The 20,832-nt window shown below is 72.3% G+C and carries 18 protein-coding genes; 16 read left to right on the top strand and 2 right to left on the bottom strand.

The window, feature by feature from the left end:
* Positions 1 to 220: 220 nt before the first annotated feature.
* Positions 221 to 1,435 (top strand): signal recognition particle-docking protein FtsY, encoded by a 1,215-nt coding sequence (gene ftsY / locus ACZ5WK_RS30515; protein ID WP_465552123.1) that lies wholly within the window; start codon positions 221 to 223, stop codon positions 1,433 to 1,435.
* Between the two features lie 66 nt (positions 1,436 to 1,501).
* On the opposite strand, the gene ACZ5WK_RS30510 is transcribed toward ftsY, so the two are convergent.
* Positions 1,502 to 2,167, bottom strand: a complete 666-nt coding sequence (locus ACZ5WK_RS30510; protein WP_465552121.1) for a bifunctional DNA primase/polymerase — start codon at positions 2,165 to 2,167, stop codon at positions 1,502 to 1,504.
* Positions 2,168 to 2,788: 621 nt separating this feature from the next.
* Between ACZ5WK_RS30510 and nsdA the strand changes: the two genes are divergently transcribed.
* From nsdA to ACZ5WK_RS30480, 6 genes are all read left to right on the top strand, one after another.
* Positions 2,789 to 4,243: a transcriptional repressor NsdA gene (gene nsdA / locus ACZ5WK_RS30505; RefSeq protein ID WP_465552119.1), complete on the top strand. Its 1,455-nt coding sequence runs from the start codon at positions 2,789 to 2,791 to the stop codon at positions 4,241 to 4,243.
* 356 nt (positions 4,244 to 4,599) lie between these two features.
* On the top strand, positions 4,600 to 5,967 hold the full coding sequence (locus ACZ5WK_RS30500; protein WP_465552117.1) for an ammonium transporter: 1,368 nt from the start codon (positions 4,600 to 4,602) through the stop codon (positions 5,965 to 5,967).
* Positions 5,967 to 6,305, top strand: a complete 339-nt coding sequence (locus ACZ5WK_RS30495) for a P-II family nitrogen regulator (RefSeq protein ID WP_371479378.1) — start codon at positions 5,967 to 5,969, stop codon at positions 6,303 to 6,305. The genes ACZ5WK_RS30500 and ACZ5WK_RS30495 overlap by 1 nt, the downstream gene beginning before the upstream one ends.
* A gap of 148 nt (positions 6,306 to 6,453) precedes the next feature.
* Positions 6,454 to 8,952: a [protein-PII] uridylyltransferase gene (locus ACZ5WK_RS30490; protein WP_465552115.1), complete on the top strand. Its 2,499-nt coding sequence runs from the start codon at positions 6,454 to 6,456 to the stop codon at positions 8,950 to 8,952.
* A gap of 148 nt (positions 8,953 to 9,100) precedes the next feature.
* Complete coding sequence (ffh, locus tag ACZ5WK_RS30485; protein WP_465552178.1) at positions 9,101 to 10,666, top strand: signal recognition particle protein; 1,566 nt, start codon at positions 9,101 to 9,103, stop codon at positions 10,664 to 10,666.
* Positions 10,667 to 10,798: 132 nt separating this feature from the next.
* The gene (locus tag ACZ5WK_RS30480) at positions 10,799 to 11,341 is read left to right on the top strand and encodes a GNAT family N-acetyltransferase (RefSeq protein WP_465552113.1); all 543 of its coding nucleotides are present in this window, start codon (positions 10,799 to 10,801) and stop codon (positions 11,339 to 11,341) included.
* Between the two features lie 296 nt (positions 11,342 to 11,637).
* On the opposite strand, the gene ACZ5WK_RS30475 is transcribed toward ACZ5WK_RS30480, so the two are convergent.
* Entirely contained in the window at positions 11,638 to 12,342 is a 705-nt protein-coding gene (locus ACZ5WK_RS30475) for a class I SAM-dependent methyltransferase (protein WP_465552111.1), read from the bottom strand.
* 339 nt (positions 12,343 to 12,681) lie between these two features.
* On the opposite strand from ACZ5WK_RS30475, the gene proS reads away from it, so the two are divergent.
* From proS to lepB (ACZ5WK_RS30430), 9 genes are all read left to right on the top strand, one after another.
* The gene (gene proS, locus ACZ5WK_RS30470) at positions 12,682 to 14,094 is read left to right on the top strand and encodes a proline--tRNA ligase (RefSeq protein ID WP_465552109.1); all 1,413 of its coding nucleotides are present in this window, start codon (positions 12,682 to 12,684) and stop codon (positions 14,092 to 14,094) included.
* A gap of 554 nt (positions 14,095 to 14,648) precedes the next feature.
* The gene (locus ACZ5WK_RS30465) at positions 14,649 to 15,227 is read left to right on the top strand and encodes a hypothetical protein (protein WP_380327407.1); all 579 of its coding nucleotides are present in this window, start codon (positions 14,649 to 14,651) and stop codon (positions 15,225 to 15,227) included.
* 590 nt (positions 15,228 to 15,817) lie between these two features.
* Entirely contained in the window at positions 15,818 to 16,246 is a 429-nt protein-coding gene (gene rpsP / locus ACZ5WK_RS30460; RefSeq protein ID WP_396325485.1) for a 30S ribosomal protein S16, read from the top strand.
* A 2-nt stretch (positions 16,247 to 16,248) separates the two neighbouring features.
* Entirely contained in the window at positions 16,249 to 16,488 is a 240-nt protein-coding gene (locus ACZ5WK_RS30455) for an RNA-binding protein (RefSeq protein ID WP_030306741.1), read from the top strand.
* A 143-nt stretch (positions 16,489 to 16,631) separates the two neighbouring features.
* Positions 16,632 to 17,192, top strand: a complete 561-nt coding sequence (gene rimM, locus ACZ5WK_RS30450; protein ID WP_465552105.1) for a ribosome maturation factor RimM — start codon at positions 16,632 to 16,634, stop codon at positions 17,190 to 17,192.
* 110 nt (positions 17,193 to 17,302) lie between these two features.
* Positions 17,303 to 18,121, top strand: a complete 819-nt coding sequence (gene trmD / locus ACZ5WK_RS30445; protein ID WP_465552103.1) for a tRNA (guanosine(37)-N1)-methyltransferase TrmD — start codon at positions 17,303 to 17,305, stop codon at positions 18,119 to 18,121.
* A gap of 154 nt (positions 18,122 to 18,275) precedes the next feature.
* On the top strand, positions 18,276 to 18,626 hold the full coding sequence (gene rplS, locus ACZ5WK_RS30440; protein ID WP_063347674.1) for a 50S ribosomal protein L19: 351 nt from the start codon (positions 18,276 to 18,278) through the stop codon (positions 18,624 to 18,626).
* Between the two features lie 326 nt (positions 18,627 to 18,952).
* Positions 18,953 to 19,648 carry a signal peptidase I gene (lepB, locus tag ACZ5WK_RS30435; RefSeq protein WP_465552101.1) on the top strand — a complete coding sequence of 232 codons (696 nt, stop codon included), beginning with the start codon at positions 18,953 to 18,955 and terminating at the stop codon, positions 19,646 to 19,648.
* A complete protein-coding gene (gene lepB, locus ACZ5WK_RS30430) occupies positions 19,632 to 20,615 on the top strand; it encodes a signal peptidase I (RefSeq protein ID WP_465552176.1) in 984 nt (327 codons plus the stop codon). Before lepB (ACZ5WK_RS30435) ends, lepB (ACZ5WK_RS30430) begins: the two co-directional genes overlap by 17 nt.
* Positions 20,616 to 20,832: the final 217 nt, after the last annotated feature.

The raw sequence follows: 20,832 nt of genomic DNA, 5'->3' as shown, positions 1-20,832 counted from the left end.
AGATGCCCGCGGACGACCCCCGATCACGGATACTGGGGTGGTTGTGACTCCTCCCCCTCGCGCGCGAGGGGGCTTCTCACTCAGCCGCTTGACGACCTCATGACGGCCAAGCCCTGACCGGTGCCGGACGGCACAGCGTCAGCGTAAGGGAGGCGGCGACGCTCCGTGCGTCGGTGGCCGAAGGATCACTCTGTCGTGGGATCCCGAGAAGGAGATTGATGTGGAATACGTGATCCTTGCCGTAGTCATCGCCGTGATCGCCATCGGCGCGATCGCCGGCCTCGTCGTTTCCGGCAGACGACGCCAGCAGCTGCCCCCGAAGTCGCAGGCGCCGGTCATCACGGCGCCCCCGACCCCGCAAGAGCCCCAGGTCGGTGAGGAGGCCGCGCCGCCGACCGAGGAGCCCCGACGCACCGTCGAGGAGGTCGAGCTCCCGCTTCCCGAAGCCGAGGCCGAGGCCGTCCCCGCGACGATCGAGGAGGTCGAGGAGGCTCCGGCCCTCGAAGTCCCCGAGCCCACGGCCGGCCGGCTGGTCCGGCTGCGCTCCCGGCTCTCCCGTTCGCAGAACTCGCTCGGCAAGGGCCTGCTCTCGCTGCTCTCCCGCGAGCACCTCGACGAGGACACCTGGGAGGAGATCGAGGAGACCCTGCTGACCGCCGACGTCGGTGTGGCCCCCACCCAGGAGCTGGTCGAACGGCTGCGCACCCGGGTGAAGGTGCTCGGCACCCGCACCCCGGACGAGCTGCGCGGGCTGCTCCGCGAGGAGCTGGTCGAGCTGATCGGCAAGGACGCCGACCGCACGGTGCACTCCACCAAGCACGAGGAGGGCCCGGCCGTCGTCCTGGTGGTCGGCGTCAACGGCGTCGGCAAGACCACCACCACCGGCAAGCTGGCCCGGGTCCTGGTCGCCGACGGCCGCAAGGTGGTGCTCGGCGCCGCCGACACCTTCCGTGCCGCCGCCGCCGACCAGCTGCAGACCTGGGGCGAGCGGGTGGGCGCGCGCACCGTGCGCGGCCCGGAGGGCGGCGACCCGGCCTCGATCGCGTTCGACGCGGTCAAGGAGGGCATCGCCGAGGGCGCCGACACCGTGCTGGTGGACACCGCCGGCCGGCTGCACACCAAGACCGGCCTGATGGACGAGCTGGGCAAGGTCAAGCGGGTCGTCGAGAAGCACGGCCCGGTGGACGAGGTGCTGCTGGTGCTGGACGCCACCACCGGCCAGAACGGGCTGATCCAGGCCCGGGTCTTCGCCGAGGTGGTCGACATCACCGGCATCGTGCTGACCAAGCTGGACGGCACCGCCAAGGGCGGCATCGTGGTCGCGGTCCAGCGGGACCTGGGCGTGCCGGTCAAGCTGATCGGTCTCGGCGAGGGCGCGGACGACCTGGCGCCGTTCGAGCCGGGTGCGTTCGTGGACGCGCTGATCGGGGACTGATCCCCGGCCTGCCGGTGAAGGGTCCGCCTCGCGAGGGGCGGGCCCTTCGGCGTTCTCCGCCGGTGTCTACGAGGCGAGCCAGGCGGGCTCGGCGGTGCGCTCGCGGCCGCGGTGGCAGGCGTAGGCGAGGGTGCCGAGGAGCAGCCTGGCCTCGGGCGGGCAGCCGGCGTTGTCGCGGGTCGGCCGGCGCAGCCAGCGGACCGGGCCGAGGCCGCCGAGGACGGTGGGCGGGGCGGCCACGTAGCTGCCCTCGCCGTGGCAGGTGAGGTCGAGCGCGGCGTCGTCCCAGCCCATCCGGTAGAGCAGGTCGGGCAGCCGGCGGGCGGTGCCGGCGGCGACCAGGAACTGCAGCCGGCCGGTGGGCGCGGCCAGCACCGGGCCGATCTGGGTGCCCATCCGCTCCAGCCGGACCAGCGCCTGCAGGCCGGCCTGCTCGGGGACGTCCAGGACGTCGAAGGCGCGGCCGGTGGGGAACAGTACCGAGACGTCCGCTCCGGAGCGGGCGGCCGGTTCGCCGCCGGGGGCGGGGTGCAGGCCGGGCGCCGCACAGCGGGGGGTGCCGCAGTGACAGCGGGCCACGGCACCGTTCGGGCTGCCGACGGCGACCGCCCAGCCCCAGCGGCCGGTGTACTCCGCGGCCGCCTGGGACGCGGTGACCCGGGTGCGGCGGCGCGCGCCCAGCGGGGCCAACCGCAGGTGCCCCAGTCGAAGTTCGCCGAACAGGTTGTCCATGCCTCCCCCAACAGGTTCTCGTTGCCGATGGTTACGGGGTGGTGACTTTGTGTTGATTGTCCGTTGCGTGGTGCGTTGTGCGGTGGCGGCGCGCAGCGCGTGGCGTGCGCCAGTTGCGGGGTTGCGCCTCGGGCGCCGCCTTGTGGCGGGCGGTGCCGATGCCGGATTGTCGTGTGCGCGGACGGCCGTCGATCGGGGCGGGCGGCAAACTCGCCTGTGGCCGCTGTGGATTGCCGCGCTGAGCAGGAGTGCCGGTGGGGACTTGGCGGCCCGCATATGCCGGACCGTCGGGACTACCCAGTGAAGCGTGTGCCGACTTGCTTCGGTTCACTCCTGGGGGTGGCGAAGGGTGGCGTTTCGCCAGGGTCGCTCCCACGGGTACCACGCGGGGCATTACGTTCAGCACACGGACGCCGTCGGAGGGTCCGCTCCGGGCTCTTGGGGGACGGGAGTTGGGGAAGCTGACGGCTCGTCCGCCGAGATGGCACACCAGTACGACCAACGGTTCGACGAGCGGTTCGGCAGCACTCAGGTACGGCACGTCTGGCAAGAGCCCGCAACCGTCGGGCGGTCACGATCGGGGGCCCCGAAGCAGGGGCCGGGCGGGATGGGGACGTTCCCATGGCAGAGAAGCAACCCAACGAGAAGCTGACCACGTGGTTCGCCCGCAGCGGTTGGTCCAAGGGCGAGTTGGCACGTCAGGTCAACCGCCGGGCCCGCCAGATCGGCGCCCACCACGTCTCCACCGACACCTCCCGGGTGCGCCGCTGGCTCGACGGCGAGCAGCCCCGCGAGCCGATCCCCAAGATCATGTCGGAGCTGTTCTCCGAGCGCTTCGGCTCCGTGGTCTCCATCGAGGACCTCGGGCTGCGGGCCGCCATCCCCGTCTCCACCGTGGGCGGCGGCGTCGACCTGCCGTGGAGCGCGCCGCAGACCGTCCAGCTGATCAGCGACTACTCGCGCAGTGACCTGATGCTCAACCGGCGCGGCTTCCTGGGCACCTCCCTCGCCCTGACGGCCGGCGCCGCGCTCATCGAGCCGATGCAGCGCTGGCTCGCCCCCGGCCCGACCGGCATGCCCACCCCGATCCTCACCGCGGCCAACGGCGGCGAGGCCTTCACCGGCCGGCTCTCCGAGCCCGAGCTGGAACTGCTGGAGCAGACCACCGTCATGTTCCGCCAGTGGGACGCCCAGAACGGCGGCGGGCTGCGCCGCAAGGCCGTCGTCGGCCAGCTCCACGAGGTCACCGACCTGCTCCAGGAGACGTACCACGAGCAGACCACCCGGCGGCTCTTCCGGCTCACCGCCGAGCTGGCCCACCTGGCCGGCTGGATGTCGTACGACGTCGGCATGCACCCGAGCGCGCAGAAGTACTACGTGCTGGCGCTGCACGCCGCCAAGGAGGCCGGCGACCGCCCGTTCGGCGCGCTGATCCTCACCGACATGAGCCGCCAGATGATCCACCTCAACCGTGGCGAGGACGCCCTGGAGCTGATCCACCTGGCCCAGTACGGCAGCCGCGACACCGCCACCCCGCGCCAGCAGTCGCTGCTGTACGCGATGGAGGCACGCGCGTACGCCACGATCGGCGAGGTGAACCGCTGCGCCCGGGCGGTCCGGCTGGCCGAGGACACCTTCACCGACATCCGCGAGGGCGACGGCGACCCGGACTGGCTGAAGTTCTTCTCGCCGGCCGAGCTGAACGCCGAGAACGCGCACTCCTTCCGCGACCTCGCCTACCACTCCGACCGGGCCGAGCTGTATGCCTCGATGTCCGCCCCGGTGATGGAGCGCGCGGTCGACCTCTTCCGCCAGGACGGCGACCACGTCCGCTCGTACGCCTTCAACCTGATCGGCATGGCCAGCGTCCACCTGCTGCAGAAGGAGCCGGAGCAGGCCGTGGAGTACGCCGAGCAGGCGGTGGAGATCGCCGGAAAGGTCCGTTCGGAGCGGCTGAACTCGCGGGTGCGCAAGACCACGGAGGCCGCCTCCGTCCGGTTCAACGGCGTGGACGCGGTGAGCCGGCTCAAGGAGCGGGTGGTCCAGGACATCCCGGAGTACGTCTCGGTGGTCTGACCCGTCTGTTCGCCTGGCTGCCTGCCCGTCTGCCTGCCCGACCGTCCGCCTGCCCGGTCGGGCCTGGGCCGGGCGCCCCGAGGACCCCGCCGACCGTGACGGCCGCCGCCGCCACGGTCGGTGGCCGTTGCCGCACTCCTCGTGTCGCGCGGCGGCACGGTAGCCCATTCGGCGGCGCGGCACGGCCGTGGTTCACGCAGGCGTAACCCCTGCGTCGCCGTCGTCACGGTCGCGAAACAACGGGCTGCATCGGCCGAAACCAGCCTTCGGCACTCTCCTTCTCATCGCCGACACCCCGGGTGGCACGGGACAGGTAACCCGGGTGTGGAGCGGCTTCCATTCATGAGGAGACGCCGATGCCGGACGGCTTCAGCGCGGGCGATACCGCCTTCGTGCTCATTTGTGCGGCCCTGGTCATGGTGATGACCCCGGGCCTGGCCTTCTTCTACGGAGGTATGGTCAGGGCCAAGAGCACACTCAACATGCTGGCGATGAGCTTCCTCTCGCTCGGCATCGTCAGCGTGCTCTGGGTCCTCTACGGGTACTCGCTCAGCTTCGGGCCCGACGCGGGCGCCGGCCTGATCGGCAACCTGGACTTCCTCGGGATGCGCGGGATCGGGCTGAACGACCTGGCCGGCACGATTCCGGTCACCGCGTTCTCCGCGTTCCAGCTGATGTTCGCGATCATCACCCCGGCGCTGATCAGCGGTGCGGTCGCGGACCGCGCCAAGTTCACCGCCTGGGGCCTGTTCATCGCCCTCTGGGTGACCGTCGTCTACTTCCCGGTCGCGCACTGGGTCTTCTTCTTCGACGGCGGCAACGGCGGCTGGCTCGGCGACCGCAACGGCGTGATCGACTTCGCCGGCGGCACCGCCGTGCACATCAACGCGGGCGTCGCGGGCCTGGCGCTCTGCCTGGTGCTGGGCAAGCGGGTCGGCTTCCGGAAGGACCCGATGCGCCCGCACAGCCTGCCGCTGGTCATGCTCGGCTCCGGGCTGCTCTGGTTCGGCTGGTTCGGCTTCAACGCGGGCTCGGCGCTGGCCGCCAACGGCGTCGCCGCGATGGCCCTGGTCAACACCCAGGTCGCCACGGGGGCCGCGCTGGTCGGCTGGCTGGTCTACGAGAAGCTGCGGCACGGCGCGTTCACCACGCTGGGTGCAGCCTCCGGCGCGGTGGCCGGCCTGGTCGCCATCACCCCGGCCTGCGGCTCGGTCAGCCCGCTCGGCGCGGTGGCGATCGGCCTGATCGCCGGTGCCGTCTGCGCCGCCGCGATCAGCCTCAAGTACCGCTTCGGCTTCGACGACTCGCTCGACGTGGTCGGCGTGCACGCGGTCGGCGGCGCGATCGGCTCGCTGCTGGTCGGGCTCTTCGCCACCGGCACCGTCGGCCAGACCGCCAAGGGCCTGTTCTACGGCGGCGGCCTGGAGCAGCTCGGCAAGCAGGCGATGGGCGTGGCCGTGGTCGGCGCGTACTCCTTCGTCCTCTCCTGGCTGCTGGCCCAGGCGATCGACAAGACGGTCGGCTTCCGGGTCGCCGAGGAGGTCGAGGTCGCCGGTATCGACCAGGCCGAGCACGCCGAGTCCGCGTACGACTTCAGTGCGCTGGGCTCCGGGCTCGCCCGGACCACCCCGGCCCCGGCCGCGGCCGTGGTCGCCGCCCCCGCCGGGGCCGCCGCCGCGAAGACCACCGACAAGAGCACCGAGAAGACCGAGGTCGACGCCTGATGAAGCTCATCACCGCGGTCATCAAGCCGCACCGCCTGGACGACGTGAAGGCCGCCCTGCAGGCCTTCGGGGTGCACGGTCTGACCGTGACCGAGGCCAGCGGCTACGGCCGCCAGCGCGGCCACACCGAGGTCTACCGGGGCGCGGAGTACACCGTGGACCTGGTGCCCAAGGTCAGAATCGAGGTCCTGGTCGAGGACGACGACGCCGAGCAGCTGATCGACGTCCTGGTCAAGGCGGCCCGGACCGGCAAGATCGGGGACGGCAAGGTCTGGAGCGTCCCGGTCGAAACCGCCGTCCGGGTCCGGACCGGCGAGCGCGGCCCCGACGCCCTCTGAACCGGGCCCGGCCCGGGCCGGGCAGGACCTAGCATTCAGCTCGTTCAGCTTGATCACGCAGGCGGACCTGCGACCAGCCCACGGTCGCAGGTCCGCTGACGGCGTATCGGCGCCGTTGGTTCAACCGCACGACGGACGGGGACTCCGCATGGCCACCGAAACCGACGACCCCTGCGACTACGGCGCCGCCCGCGCCCGGCTGCTGGGCGAGCCAGGCCCCGCCGGCAGCGCCCGCCGCACCGCACTGGCCGCGCTCACCGACGACTGGCTGGCCGGTCTGCTCACGGCGGCCGGAGCCCCGCCCGGCGTCGCCCTGGTCGCCGTCGGCGGCTACGGGCGCGGCGAACTCTCCCCGCGCAGCGACCTCGACGTGCTGCTGCTGCACGACGGCCCGCTCGACCCGGCGCTGCCCGAACGGATCTGGTACCCGGTCTGGGACACCGGCACCGCCCTCGACCACTCGGTACGCACCCCCGCCGAGGCCCGCGCGGTCGCCGCCGCCGACCTCAAGGCGCAGCTCGGCCTGCTGGACGCCCGGCACGTCGCCGGCGACCCGGCGCTCACCGCCGGGCTGCGCTCCGCCGTCCTCGCCGACTGGCGCGCCGCCGCCCCCGCCCGCCTGCCCGAGCTGCGCGACCTCGGCCGGGAGCGGGCCGAGCGGCACGGCGAGCTCTCCTTCCTGCTGGAACCGGACCTCAAGGAGGCCCGCGGCGGCCTGCGCGACGTCGTCGCGCTCAACGCGATCGCCGCCACCTGGCTGGCCGACGCCCCGCGGGACGGCCTGGACGCCGCCGCGCTGCGGCTGGCGGACGTCCGGGACGCGCTGCACCTGGTCACCGGCCGGGCCACCGAGCGGCTCAGCCTCCAGGACCAGGACCAGGTCGCCGAGCGGCTCGGCGTGCTGGACGCCGACACCCTGCTGCGCCAGGTCTACGAGGCCGCCCGCACCGTCGCCTACGCGAGTGACGTCACCTGGCGGGCGGTGGACCGGGTGCTTGCCGCCCGCTCGGGCCGGGTCCGGCGCCCCTCCCGGCTCTCCTTCCCGTTCACCGGCTCCGGGCGCGGCGCGGGGGCGGTGGCCCGGGGCGCCGTCGAGCGCCGTCCGCTAGCCGAGGGCGTGGTCGAGCAGGACGGCGAGGCGGTGCTCGCCCAGGGCGCCCGCCCGGCCGCCGACCCGGTGCTGCCGTTGCGCGCCGCGGCCGCCGCCGCGCAGAACGGCCTGACCATCTCCTACGCGACGGTGCGCCGGCTGGCCGCCGAGTGCCGTCCGCTGCCGGTGCCCTGGCCGGACGAGGCCCGCGAACAGCTGGTCACGCTCCTCGGCGCGGGCGAGGCCTGTCTGCCGGTCTGGGAGGCGCTGGAGGCGGAGGGGCTGATCACCCGGCTGCTGCCCGACTGGGAGCGGGTCCGCTGCCGTCCGCAGCGCAACGCGGTGCACCGCTGGACGGTGGACCGGCACCTGGTGGAGACGGCGGTGCGGGCCGCCGCGATGACGCGCCGGGTGGCCCGGCCGGACCTCCTGCTGGTCGCCGCGCTGCTGCACGACATCGGGAAGGGCTGGCCCGGCGACCACAGCGAGGCGGGCGAGGTGATCGTCCGCGACGTGGCGGTCCGGATGGGCTTCGACCGGGAGTCGGTCGAGACCCTGGCGATGCTGGTCCGCCACCACCTGACCCTGGTGGACACCGCGACCCGGCGGGACCCGGACGATCCGGCCACCGTGGAGGCGATCACCAAGGTGGTCGCCACCCTGCCGCAGCTGGAGCTGCTGCACGCACTGACCGAGGCCGACGCGACGGCGACCGGCCCGGCCGCCTGGAGCCGCTGGCGGGCCTCGCTGGTGGACGGGCTGGCCGCCCGGGCCGCCGCCCAGCTGGCCGGCGCGTACCCCGCCCCGGGGGAGGCCGCGCCGACCGCCGAGCAGGAGCGGCTCGCGGTGGAGGCCGCCCGGACGGGCGGTCCGGCGCTCTCGCTGCTGGCCCAGGCCGAGGTGGCGGCCCAGGCGGAGTCGGGAGGCCGGGCGGAGACCGTGGGCCGGGCCGGGGTGACGGGCGGGCCGGGCGCGGGCGAACCGGGCACCGAGCCGATGGGCGTCCGGCTGACCCTCGCCGTACCGGACCGGCCCGGGCTGCTCGGCACCGTCGCCGGGGTGCTGGCGCTGCACCGGCTGACCGTCCGCTCGGCCGGCCTGCGCGAGCTGGACCCGGTCGGCGCCGGCCCGGTGCTGCTGCTCTCCTGGACGGTGGCCGCCGAGTTCGGCGAGCTGCCGGAGGCGGCCCGGCTCAGGGCCGACCTGCGCCGGGCGCTGGACGGTTCGCTGGACGTCTCGCGCCGGCTCGCCGAGCGCGACGCGGCCGCCCCGCGCCGGCGCGGCATCCCGACCCCGCCGCCGCTGGTCGCGGTGGCGCCCGCCGTGGTCTCGGCGACCGCGACCGTGCTGGAGGTGCGCGCCCACGACGCCCCCGGCCTGCTGCACCGGATCGGCCGGGCGCTGGACGGCGCCGGCGTCCGGGTCCGGACCGCGCACGTCTCCACGCTCGGCGCCGATGCCGTCGACTCCTTCTACCTCACCGACGACGCGGGGCGGCCGCTCACCGCCCAACGGGCCGGGGAGGTGGCGGCCGCAGTCCGGGCGGCGCTGGGCTGAAGCCCGCCCGGGGGAGGGCACGTCAGGCCCCCTCCGGGCATCCCCCGGGGCAGGTCGTCCCGGGGGTGGAGACCGTTCCCGGGGCGGCCGGATACCCTTGGGGGCGACGACCGTACTGATACCGATGCCGCAGAGGACCCGCGACGACGTGTTCGACACCCTTTCCGATCGCCTCGCAGCGACGTTCAAGAACCTCCGGGGCAAGGGCCGCCTCAGCGAGGCGGACATCGACGCCACCGCCCGCGAGATCCGCATCGCGCTGCTGGAGGCGGACGTCGCGCTGCCGGTCGTGCGGGCCTTCATCAAGCAGGTCAAGGAGCGGGCGCTCGGCGCCGAGGTCTCCGGCGCGCTGAACCCGGCGCAGCAGATCATCAAGATCGTCAACGAGGAGCTCATCGCGATCCTCGGCGGCGAGACCCGTCGGGTGAGGTTCGCCAAGAGCGGCCCGACGGTGATCATGCTCGCCGGTCTCCAGGGTGCCGGTAAGACCACCCTCGCGGGCAAGCTCGGCCACTGGCTGAAGAAGCAGAAGCACACCCCGCTGCTGGTCGCCTGCGACCTCCAGCGCCCCAACGCCGTCAACCAGCTCCAGGTCGTCGCCGACCGCGCGGGCGTGGCCTTCTACGGCCCGCAGCCCGGCAACGGCGTCGGCGACCCGGTGCAGGTCGCCCGCGACTCGATCGAGTACGCGAAGCAGAAGCAGTACGACGTCGTCATCGTCGACACCGCCGGCCGCCTCGGCATCGACGCCGAGCTGATGCAGCAGGCCGCCGACATCCGGGCCGCGGTCAACCCGGACGAGGTCCTGTTCGTCGTCGACGCGATGATCGGCCAGGACGCGGTCACCACCGCCCAGGCCTTCCTCGACGGCGTCGACTTCACCGGCGTGGTGCTCTCCAAGCTCGACGGCGACGCCCGTGGTGGTGCCGCGCTGTCGGTCGCGCACGTCACCGGCCGGCAGATCATGTTCGCCTCCAACGGCGAGAAGGTCGACGAGTTCGACGCCTTCCACCCGGACCGGATGGCCTCGCGCATCCTCGGCATGGGCGACATGCTCTCGCTGATCGAGAAGGCCGAGCAGACCTTCTCGCAGGCCGAGGCCGAGAAGATCGCCTCCAAGCTGCAGGGCGGCGGCAAGGACTTCACCCTCGACGACTTCCTGGCCCAGCTGGAGCAGGTCCGGAAGATGGGCTCGATCTCCAAGCTGCTGGGCATGCTGCCCGGCATGGGGCAGATCCGCGAGCAGATCAACAACATCGACGACAAGGACGTCGACCGCGTCGGCGCCATCATCAAGTCGATGACCCCGGCCGAGCGGACCGACCCGAAGATCATCAACGGCTCGCGCCGCGCCCGTATCGCCAAGGGTTCCGGCGTCCAGGTCGGCGAGGTCAACAACCTGGTCGAGCGGTTCTTCGACGCCCGCAAGATGATGTCGGCGATGGCCTCCGGCAAGGGCATCCCCGGCATGCCGGGGATCCCGGGCATGGGCGGCGGCTCGAAGAAGTCCGCGAAGAAGGCACCGGCGGCCAAGGGCAAGCGCAAGAGCGGCAACCCGCTGAAGCGCGCGCAGGAGGAGGCCGCGGCCGCCGAGCGCCGCGCGCTCGGCCCGGGCAGTGGCGAGGCCCCGGCCCAGGGTGGCGCGTTCGGACTCGGCGCGGGCAAGGGCCCGGCCGACTTCGAGCTGCCGAAGGAGTTCAAGGACCTGCTGTAGGGCGCCTGTGGGGCCTCGTGGGGCCTCGTGGGGCCCCCGCAGGTCTCCGTGGGCCCTTAGGCCTGTAGGGCCCCCTCCCTGTCGCGGGTGAACGGCCCGCCGTCCGGTTCCTCCGGGCGGCGGGCCGTTCGCATGTCCGATGATGAGGGGGTGAGAGTGACGATCAGGGCCCCGCGGGCCGAGGACGAGGTTGCGTACGCCGAGGCGGTCCGACGGTCTGCCGATCACATCGGACGATGGAACCCGGTCGAGCCGGACGGGCTGCCGGACCTCCTGGAGCGGCAGGGGGCCGGGCTGCGCACCTTCCTGATACTCGATCAGGAGACCGGCGGGCTGGTCGGCAAGGTCAACGTCGCCAACATCGTGATGGGGCGGTTCTGCAACGCCGCGCTCGGCTACGACTCGTACCTGCCGTTCGCCGGCACCGGCCGGATGACCGAGGGCATGCGGCTGGTGCTCGACCGCTGCTTCGCCCCGCAGACGGACGGCGGCCTGGGGCTCCACCGGCTGGAGATCAACGTGCAGCCGGACAACGGGCGTTCGATCGGGCTGGCCAAGCGGCTGGGCTTCCGGCACGAGGGGTTCACGCCGCGGATGCTGTTCCTGCAGGGCACCTGGCGGGATCACGAGCGGTTCGCGCTCACCGCCGAGGAGTGGCCGGGGCTGGACCGGTAGCGGCCGGGCCCTCGGCGCCGCCCTCTCCGCTCCCGGGAGCGGCCGCTGCTCGTGCGCCGAGCCCTGCCCAGCGCGGCCGGCTCACCGCCGTCGCCGGAGGCGGCTCTCGGGGTGACTCCCGACTTTCGCGGTGGCTCTCGGGGTGGCCTTCGAAGGGGCGCTCGCGAGGTTGCGAGCGCCCCTTCGGTGTGGCGCGCCGTGCTCGTGGGTGCTGTGCCTGGGGGTTGGTGTGCCTGGGGCGGTGGTGTGGCTGTCGGTGCCGGGCTGGTGGGTGCTGAGCCTGAGCAGCCGGGTGGTCAGCGTGGCTGTTCGGCGACCAGGTAGCGGAAGACGTTCTCCATCCGGACCGATCCGTCCGGGCGCAGGTACGGGTGCAGCACCTCCGCCAGCTCCTTCGCCACCAGCGGCAGCCCCGAGAACTCCGCCGCCGCGTCGTACAGGCCGGTCGAGAGCAGTCCGCGGACCGCGCTGTCCAGATCCGGGTAGGCGAACGGGCAGCTCACCCGGCCGCTGCCGGCCGGGCGCAGGCCGGCCGGTGCCAGCAGATCCTCCAGGGCGCCGGGCGTACTCAACCCGAACGGGTCACGCGCCGTGGTGCGCCCGGCCATCCGACGGGCCACGTCCAGCACGGCCGCGCTCTCGCAACGCTCCGGCGGGCCCCAGGCGGCCAGCACCACATGACCGCCGCGCAGCGTCAGCCGGGCCGCCTCGGTCACCTCGCGCTGGGGGTCGGCGGCCCCCGGCAGCTGCTCGAAAACCGTGACCAGCGAATGGGCCGACCGGGGGACGGCCGCCGCCGTCCGGGCACTCGCGCCGACCTGGAGCCGGCGGCCCCGGGCCAGTTCGCGCAGCTCGTCCTCCGGCTCCAGTCCGGCGACCTGCGCACCCCGCCCGGCCGCCAGCAGCAGGGCCAGGCCCGACCGGCAGCCCAGACCCAGCACGCTGGTCGCCGGGCCGACCTCCAGGCGGTCGTAGACCGCCTCGTAGAGCGGCACCAGCATGCGTTCCTGGATCTCCGCCCAGTCGCGCGCCCGCGCGGGCCACGCTGCCGCGGGCAGCGGGTCGTGCGGTCGTGCGCCCGCGGGTCGTACGGTTGTGCCGGTCGTTCGAGCTGAAGCCATCGCGGCCTCCCATCCGGTCCTTCGGTGTGCTGCTACGGCTCCCCCAAAGTCCCGCCCCACTCCAGCGAACAGCGGCTCGGGCGTGGCGTCCAGAGGGGTGCAGGGTGGTGCGCGCGTGTCGCGGTCGTGCGCCCCCCGGCAGCAGCCGCGTCACCGGTCCCGTTCACCGGGCCGGTACCGATTCGAAGTCGGGGCTCCTGGCGCCGTAACATTCGCCCCATGGCAAAGGCACCCGTTCTCACCCCCCAGGCGGACGACTTCCCGCGCTGGTACCAGGACCTCATCAACAAGGCCGAGCTGGCCGACAACGGTCCGGTGCGCGGCACCATGGTCATCCGACCGTACGGCTACGGCCTGTGGGAGCGGATGCAGCAGGAGATGGACGCCCGCATCAAGAAGGCCGGCGCGCAGAACGCCTACTTCCCGATGTTCATCCCGCAGTCCTACCTGACCAAGGAAGCCGAGCACGTCGAGGGCTTCGCCCCCGAGCTCGCGGTGGTCACCCACGGCGGCGGCAAGCAGCTGGACGAGCCGGTCGTCGTCCGGCCCACCTCCGAGACGATCATCAACGAGTACTTCTCCAAGTGGGTGCAGAGCCACCGCGACCTGCCCCTGCTGATCAACCAGTGGGCCAACGTGGTCCGCTGGGAGCTGCGCCCGCGCATCTTCCTGCGCACCACCGAGTTCCTCTGGCAGGAGGGCCACACCGCCCACGCCACCTACGAGGACGCCCGTGACTACGCGTCGATGATCCACACCCAGGTCTACGGCGACTTCATGACCAACGTGCTCGGCATCGACGTCGTGCTCGGCCGCAAGACCGCCAAGGAGCGGTTCGCCGGCGCGATCAACACCCTCACGCTCGAAGGCATGATGGGCGACGGCAAGGCGCTGCAGATGGGCACCAGCCACGAGCTGGGCCAGAACTTCGCCAAGGCCTTCAACACCACCTACCAGCTCCAGGGCGCCGAGCGCGAGTACGTCTGGCAGACCTCCTGGGGCGTCTCGACCCGTATGGTCGGCGGCCTGATCATGTCCCACGGCGACGACAACGGCCTGCGGGTGCCCCCGCGGCTGGCCGCCGTGCAGGCCGTCGTCCTCGCCATCAAGGGCGACGACGCGGTGATCGCCAAGGTCCGCGAGATCGGCGCCACGCTGGAGGCCGCCGGCATCCGGGTGGTCGTCGACGACCGCACCGACACGCCGTTCGGCCGCCGCGCGGTCGACTGGGAGCTCAAGGGCGTGCCGCTGCGCATCGAGGTCGGCCCGCGCGACCTGGAGAACGGCACCGCGATGCTGGCCCGCCGCATCCCCGGCGGCAAGGAGCCGGTCTCGATCGACGCCCTGGCGTCGCTGCTGCCGGGCGTGCTGGAGGAGGACCAGGCGCTGCTGCTGCGCCAGTCCCGCGAGCGCCGCGAGGCCCGCACCGTCGACGTGAGCAACCTCGACGAGGCCGTCGAGGCCGCCGCCACCGGCTGGGGCCGCATCTCCTGGGCCGAGCTGGGTCCGGAGGGCGAGGCCAAGCTGGCCGAGCAGGGCGTCTCGGTGCGCTGCATCGTGGCCGCCGACGGCTCGGTGCCGGCGACGGACGACCAGGACGGCAACATCGCCATCGTCGCGCGCGCCTACTGAGTTCAGTAGCGGGCGGACCGGCGGCAGCGGTTCGGTGCTGGACAGTTCGGACCGGCGGCAGCGGTTCGGTGCTGGACGGTTCCGTACTGGACGGTTTGGTTTCGGTACTGAGCGGTTCGGGGTGTTCCGTCGTGTTTTCGAGGCGTCCGGGTTGTCGGAAACCGACATGTACTGATGAGTAGTGACGGGCGCCGACAACCATCGTCGGGAATTCCGGCGGTAACCGCACGGGCGTTGTCTCAACTGACGACATACCTACTGACCGGTCAACTCCCGGTATTAACGGAATAGCGGTACGGTGTACGGCCCGTGGCCCTGTCAACTCGACAGGATCATGGGCCGTACGTACGTCCGGGGGTCGACAGCCCGTTCCCCGAGGCGGAAAAGGACGAGGCCCGCCGACTACGACGGGCCCAAACGTGCAGGGGGTTGGTCTTGCGTCAGATCCGGAACGCGCAATTTGCGCGCGCTCGTACATTCCTGAGAGTTTCCTGGGAATTCCCGGGGAACGGGAACACGCGGAACATCGGCTCGCACTCCATCGTTGGTCTAGCGTGAGCACGACACAGCCCCTCGTTCTCGCGGCCGAACTGGCCGCCGCCTGGAGCGACATCCAGGCCTTCCATCAGGACCTCCCCGACCTCGCCTCGCCCGAGGCGTTGATCGGCGAGTCCTCCTCGGCCTGTGGCACGCGGCTCGGTTTCGAGCGGCTCCTCCATGAGGCTGCCCACGGTCTGGCTGCGGCCCGGGACATCCGGGACACCTCGCGCGCCGGCCGCTACCACAACCGACGCTTCCTGCTCCTCGCCTCGGAGCTGGGCCTGGCGCACCCGGTCGAACCGCACGCGAGCAGCGGTTTCTCCCAGGTGACGATGCTCAAGGAGACGCGCGAGCGGTACGCGGAGACCATCGAGCGCCTGGACCGCGCCCTCGGCGCGCACCAGGAGGCGGTGACCGGCGACGGTGCGTCGCGCGCCTTCCGCGGCCCGGCTGCTCGGCACGGCTCCTCCGGGGGCGGCGTCCGGGTCAAGGCGGTCTGCGGCTGCGGGCGCAATGTCCGGGTCGTTCCGTCGGTGCTCGCGCAGGCGTCCATCGTCTGCGGCGCCTGCCAGCAGCCGTTCAAGATCGCGTAGTCGGCGGCCAGGAGAAACGGCCGGCAGCTGTGCGGGCAGTTGGCCCGGCCGGAGCGAATCTGCGCGGCGCCGATCGGCACTCGGCCGATCAGTGGTGGTGAGTTGGGCTGACCGGGAGCGGGGGCTCCCGGTCGACCTGTCCCTCCCGGCCCCTGCGCCCCGCACTCTTCTTGCTCCGCCCCCGCTCTCTCCCCGCTCTAGCTCTCTCCCCGCTCTAGCTCCCTCCCCGGTCTGGCGCCCTGCCTGCTCCAGCGCCGTGTCTGCTCTTGCACCCGGCCCGTCCCCGGCGTCGTTTTCCGGGATTCCCTGCCGTCCGGCCGCTCCGGGCTGCCGGCTCCGAGCCGCCGAGGTCCGTGTCGGTACGTGTTGGGCCGTGCCGGTCGGTGCCGGGCCGTGTCCGTCCCTGTCGGTCCGCCGGAGGTCGGTCAAGGCGGTTCGCGGCGGTGTGGCAGAATGGACAGCTGAGTACTCGGCAGCCGAGCAGGACCCCTCTCTCCTACGGCTGGCGTGTCCCTTGAACGGCCCACCCCCGCAACCCCACGCGAGGGCAAGGCTGCTCACCCACGTCAACACCAGGAGAATCCACTCCCGTGGCAGTCAAGATCAAGCTCAAGCGTCTCGGCAAGATTCGCTCCCCGCACTACCGCATCGTCGTCGCCGACGCCCGCACCAAGCGTGACGGTCGCGCGATCGAGGAGATCGGCATCTACCAGCCGACCTACAACCCCTCGAAGATCGAGGTCGACAGCGACCGCGCTCAGTACTGGCTGTCCGTCGGCGCCCAGCCGACCGAGCCGGTGCTCGCCATCCTGAAGCTGACCGGCGACTGGCAGAAGTTCAAGGGCCTGCCGGCTCCGGCTCCGCTGCTGGTGGCCGAGCCCAAGGTCGAGGACTTCTCGCACCTGTTCGCGAAGGCCGTCGCCGGCTTCGAGGACGCCACCACCGGTGTTGCCATCACCCCGAAGGCCAAGAAGTCGGACAAGGCCGAGGCTGAGGCCGACGCCGCCGCCGAGGCCTGATCGTGATCGAGGACGCCCTCGACCACCTGGTGAAGGGCATCGTCGAGCACCCCGACGAGGTGCAGGTGCGTTCGCGCAACCTGCGTCGGGGTAACACCATCGAGGTGCGAGTGCACCCCGATGACCTCGGCAAGGTGATCGGCCGGGGCGGCCGCACGGCGCGCGCACTGCGCACCGTGGTCGGCGCCCTCGGCGGTCGCAACGTCCGGGTCGACCTGGTCGACGTGGACAGCATTCGCTGACGCTGCTGCTCGTTCAGCCGTCAGGCTTGAGGCCGGTCGGGACGCATGTCGTCCCGGCCGGCCTTCGCCGTTTTTCTCCAGTCTTTTCATTGCTCTGCCTTCCCTAGGCCTTTCCCTAGCACCCATCCAGGAGAACGATCACCGTGCAGCTCGTCGTCGGCAAGATCGGCCGCGCCCACGGCATCAGGGGGGACGTCAGCGTCGAGGTCCGCACCGACGAGCCGGAACTCCGGCTCGGCCCCGGTGCTGTGGTGCTCACCGACCCCGCGTCGGCCGGACCGCTGACCGTCGAGTCCGGCAAGGTGCACAGCGGCCGGCTGCTGCTGCGTTTCGCCGGCGTCAAGGACCGCAATGCCGCCGAGGCGCTGCGCGGCACCATCCTGATCGCCGAGGTCGACCCGGACGAGAGCCCGGACGACCCGGAGGAGTACTACGACCACCAGCTGATCGGCATGGACGTGGTGCTGCTGGACGGGACCCGGGTCGGCGAGCTGACCGAGGTCGTCCACCTGCCCTACCAGGACCTGCTCACGGTGGAGAAGCCCGACGGTACGGAGGTGCTGGTGCCGTTCGTCACCCGCATCGTGCCGACCATCGACCTCGAGAACCAGCAGGTGGTGATCGACCCGCCGCCCGGGCTGATCGACCCGGAGCAGGCCGAGGTCGTGAAGGCCTCGGCGGAGGAGCCGGAGGAGTCGGAGTGACCGCCGGGGGACTGCCGCCGCAGGAGCGCCCCGAGGCGCCGTCCGGCGCGTCTTCGCCGTCCGCCGGGCCTGCGTCGTCTGCCGCGCCTGCGCCGTCCGTACAGGACGGGATGCGGATAGACGTCGTCACGATCTTCCCGGAGTACCTGGAGCCGCTGGACATCTCGCTGGTCGGCAAGGCCCGCGCCCGCGGCCAGCTCGACGTCCACGTCCACGACCTGCGCACCTGGACGCATGACATCCACCGGACCGTGGACGACAGCCCCTACGGCGGCGGCCCCGGCATGGTGATGAAGCCCGAGCCGTGGGGCGAGGCGCTGGACGCCGTCATCGGCCAGGGCCCGGCCGGCGAGGTGCCCACGCTGGTGGTGCCCACCCCCAGTGGGCGCCCGTTCACCCAGGAGCTCGCGCAGGAACTCGCCGGGCGTCCGTGGCTGACCTTCACCCCGGCCCGGTACGAGGGCATCGACCGGCGCGTGATCGATGAGGCGGCCACCCGGATGCCGGTGGTCGAGGCGTCGATCGGCGACTACGTCCTGGCCGGCGGCGAGGTTGCCGTCCTGGTCATGGTCGAGGCGATCGCCCGGCTGCTGCCGGGTGTGCTCGGCAACGCGGAGTCCCATCGGGACGACTCCTTCGCGCCCGGTGCGATGGCCGACCTGCTGGAAGGCCCGGTCTACACCAAGCCCGCCGAGTGGCGCGGTCGGACCGTCCCGGACGTGCTGCTCAGCGGCAACCACGGCCGGATCGCCCGCTGGCGGCGCGAGCAGGCGTTCGCCCGCACCCTGGCGAACCGGTCCGACCTGGTGGAACGCTGGCAGTACGGCGCCTTCGACAAGAAGGACCGCGAAGCGCTCAGCATCCTCGGCCTGGCCTGGGACGAGCGGCTCGGCCGATTTCGGTCCGTGGCCGATGGTGTGGAAGAATAGGCGGCTGCTGTCTGTCGCTGGTCTCCTCCTGTAGGAGTCACGTGGTCCGGTGCCCCCGCCACGGGGGGTTCATCGCCAACCGACGCGGCCCGCAGCTGACCCCATTGTGACGAACTTCCGTGGGCGGCCCGTGGCGCCTGCGATGGAGAGCAACATGAGCAACAAGCTCGCTGCTGTCGACGCGGCTTCGCTGCGTAGCGACATTCCGGCCTTCCGCGCCGGTGACACCCTGAAGGTTCACGTCCGGGTCATCGAGGGCAACCGCTCCCGTGTCCAGGTCTTCCAGGGCGTCGTCATCCGCCGCCACGGCGCCGGTGTCGGTGAGACCTTCACCGTCCGCAAGGTCAGCTTCAACGTCGGCGTGGAGCGCACCTTCCCGGTGCACACCCCGGTCGTCGAGAAGATCGAGGTCGTGACCCGCGGTGCGGTTCGCCGCGCCAAGCTGTACTACCTGCGTGACCTCCGCGGCAAGGCCGCGAAGATCAAGGAGAAGCGCGACCGCTGATCCACCGGCCCCCGGTTCTGCCGGGGGATCGGAGCGCTCTGGGGGGCGCCGCTGCCGCAAGGTAAGCTCAGCCCCCGATGAGCACGCACGAACCATCCGCGGACCGCGACGGCAGTCCCGCACCCACCGGTGCGGACTCGCCGTCGCGGTCCGCGGTCGTTTCTGCGGTCGCCCCGGCGCCGGGCTCCGAGCAGGGGTCTGGGCAGGGCCCCGCGCGTGAGCCGGCGGCTGTGGAGGCGGAGGCGGCGGAGGATTCCGAAGGGGATTCCCCGGAGGGCGCTGATGAGGGCGCTGATGAGGGCGGTGACGAGGACGCGGACGTGGGCGTGGGCGTCGAAGAGCCGGGTCGTTCTCGGTCGCGTGACCTCCTCCTGCTGGTCGGTATCTGCCTGCTCACCCTGCTGCTGGTGAATGCCTTCGTGGCACGGCCGTTCGCGGTGCCGTCCGCATCGATGGAGAACACCCTGCGCACCGGCGACCGTCTGATCGCGAACAAGCTGGCCTACTCCTTCGGTGGCCACCCCCGGCGCGGCGATGTCGTGGTCTTCGACGGAACGGGCTCCTTCCGGCAGGGGCCGGCCGAGCCGTCCGGCTTCTGGGACGGACTGCGGGCGCTCGGCCAGGACCTCGGACTGGCCCCCGCCGGCGACTCGATCTACGTGAAGCGCGTCATCGGCGTCGGCGGCGACCGGGTGACGAGCACCGGCCCGGGCGGGCGGATCACCGTCAACGGCGTGCCGATCGACGAGTCCTCCTACCTCGCGCCGGGGGACGATCCGTCGAGCGTGGCCTTCGATGTGGTGGTGCCGTCCGGCGCGCTCTGGGTGATGGGCGACTACCGCAGTGCCTCCCGTGACTCCCGCGACCACCTGGGCGAGCCCGGTGGCGGGTTCGTCCCGGAGGACAAGGTGATCGGACGGGCGGAGTGGGTGGTCTTCCCGGTCGGCCACTGGACCAGCCTGGACCGGCCGGCGGCGTTCGCCGCGACAGGGAGGACCGGTGGACATGGGGACCAGAGGTAGAGGCCGACTGGCCGACCGCCCGGCCGACCGCGCGGCGGGCCGCTCCACCGACCGGTTCGCCGACCGGCCCGCCGCAGGGCCTGCGGAGGAGATAACGGGTGCGGCCGCCCCGGAGGCGCCGGCACGCGGCCGGGCCGAGCGCCGTCGCACCGCCCGCCGGGCGGCCCGCCGGCGCAAGCGCTCGCTGCTGCGCGAGTTTCCGTTGATCGTCCTGGTGGCGCTGATGGTGGCGCTGGTGATGAAGACGTTCATGGTGCAGGTCTTCGTGATTCCCTCCGGTTCGATGGAGCAGACCATCCAGATCGGGGACCGGGTGCTGGTGGACAAGTTCACCCCCTGGTTCGGTGCCGAGCCGGAGCGCGGCGATGTCGTGGTGTTCAAGGATCCGGGCGGCTGGCTGGAGGCCGATCGCAAGCCGTCCACGGACGGGCCGGTTCTGCGTGGGGCCAAGCAGGCCCTCACCTACGTCGGGCTGTTGCCGTCCGCCGGCGAGCAGGATCTGATCAAGCGCGTGATCGGGGTCGGTGGGGACACCGTGGAGTGCTGTGACGAGCAGGGCCGGCTGAGTGTCAACGGCACCCCGGTGGACGAGCCCTACCTGGCTCCGGGGAACCCGCCGTCACGCCAGCCCTTCAAGGTGAAGGTGCCGGAGGGGCGGCTCTGGGTCATGGGCGACCACCGGGACGTGTCCGCCGACTCCCGCTTCCACATGGGGAATCAGGGACAGGGCACCATCCCGCTGAGCGGTGTGGTGGGCCGGGCGTTCATGATCGCCTGGCCGGTGGGTCGGGTGCATCAACTTGATGTGCCGGCTTCACTCTCCAAGGTGGCGAGGGCTCCGGAGGCTCGCGGAACTGCGCCGAACTCGATGGGGGTTGTGCCGCTTCCGGAGGAACCTCCGCTCGTTATGGGTGTGTTGGGCATCCTTCCGCTTGTCGGCCGAAGGCCGGAGCGATCTCCGGAGTAGCGCGGGCCGGCCGGTGACCGGCCGGCCCGGGCGCGTGGGAGCGCGAGCCGGACGCCTGGGAGTGATAGAGAAGTGCTGATGCGGCCGGTGTGCGACAACGGCCGCGTCCGAAGGCTGTGCTGGTGTCAGGTGTGCCCGAGGCGGGCGGCCCTGGGGCGTTCACGGTCGATGGTGGAGCGTGGTGCCCGCTGTGCGGCACTGTGAGCGCGGGCGCACA

The sequence above is a fragment of the Kitasatospora sp. NPDC032757 genome (assembly GCF_055579305.1).
This window is presented reverse-complemented; position numbering and strand designations above follow the sequence as displayed.

Bases quoted from the DNA above. Each gene is read 5' to 3' on its own strand.
- ACZ5WK_RS30510 (WP_465552121.1), bottom strand. From the start codon at position 2,167: ATGGACAACCTGTTCGGCGAACTTCGACTGGGGCACCTGCGGTTGGCC.
- nsdA (WP_465552119.1), top strand. From the start codon at position 2,789: ATGGCAGAGAAGCAACCCAACGAGAAGCTGACCACGTGGTTCGCCCGC.
- ACZ5WK_RS30500 (WP_465552117.1), top strand. From the start codon at position 4,600: ATGCCGGACGGCTTCAGCGCGGGCGATACCGCCTTCGTGCTCATTTGT.
- ACZ5WK_RS30495 (WP_371479378.1), top strand. From the start codon at position 5,967: ATGAAGCTCATCACCGCGGTCATCAAGCCGCACCGCCTGGACGACGTG.
- ACZ5WK_RS30490 (WP_465552115.1), top strand. From the start codon at position 6,454: ATGGCCACCGAAACCGACGACCCCTGCGACTACGGCGCCGCCCGCGCC.
- ACZ5WK_RS30480 (WP_465552113.1), top strand. From the start codon at position 10,799: ATGTCCGATGATGAGGGGGTGAGAGTGACGATCAGGGCCCCGCGGGCC.
- ACZ5WK_RS30475 (WP_465552111.1), bottom strand. From the start codon at position 12,342: ATGCTGGTGCCGCTCTACGAGGCGGTCTACGACCGCCTGGAGGTCGGC.
- proS (WP_465552109.1), top strand. From the start codon at position 12,682: ATGGCAAAGGCACCCGTTCTCACCCCCCAGGCGGACGACTTCCCGCGC.
- trmD (WP_465552103.1), top strand. From the start codon at position 17,303: ATGCGGATAGACGTCGTCACGATCTTCCCGGAGTACCTGGAGCCGCTG.
- rplS (WP_063347674.1), top strand. From the start codon at position 18,276: ATGAGCAACAAGCTCGCTGCTGTCGACGCGGCTTCGCTGCGTAGCGAC.
- lepB (WP_465552176.1), top strand. From the start codon at position 19,632: ATGGGGACCAGAGGTAGAGGCCGACTGGCCGACCGCCCGGCCGACCGC.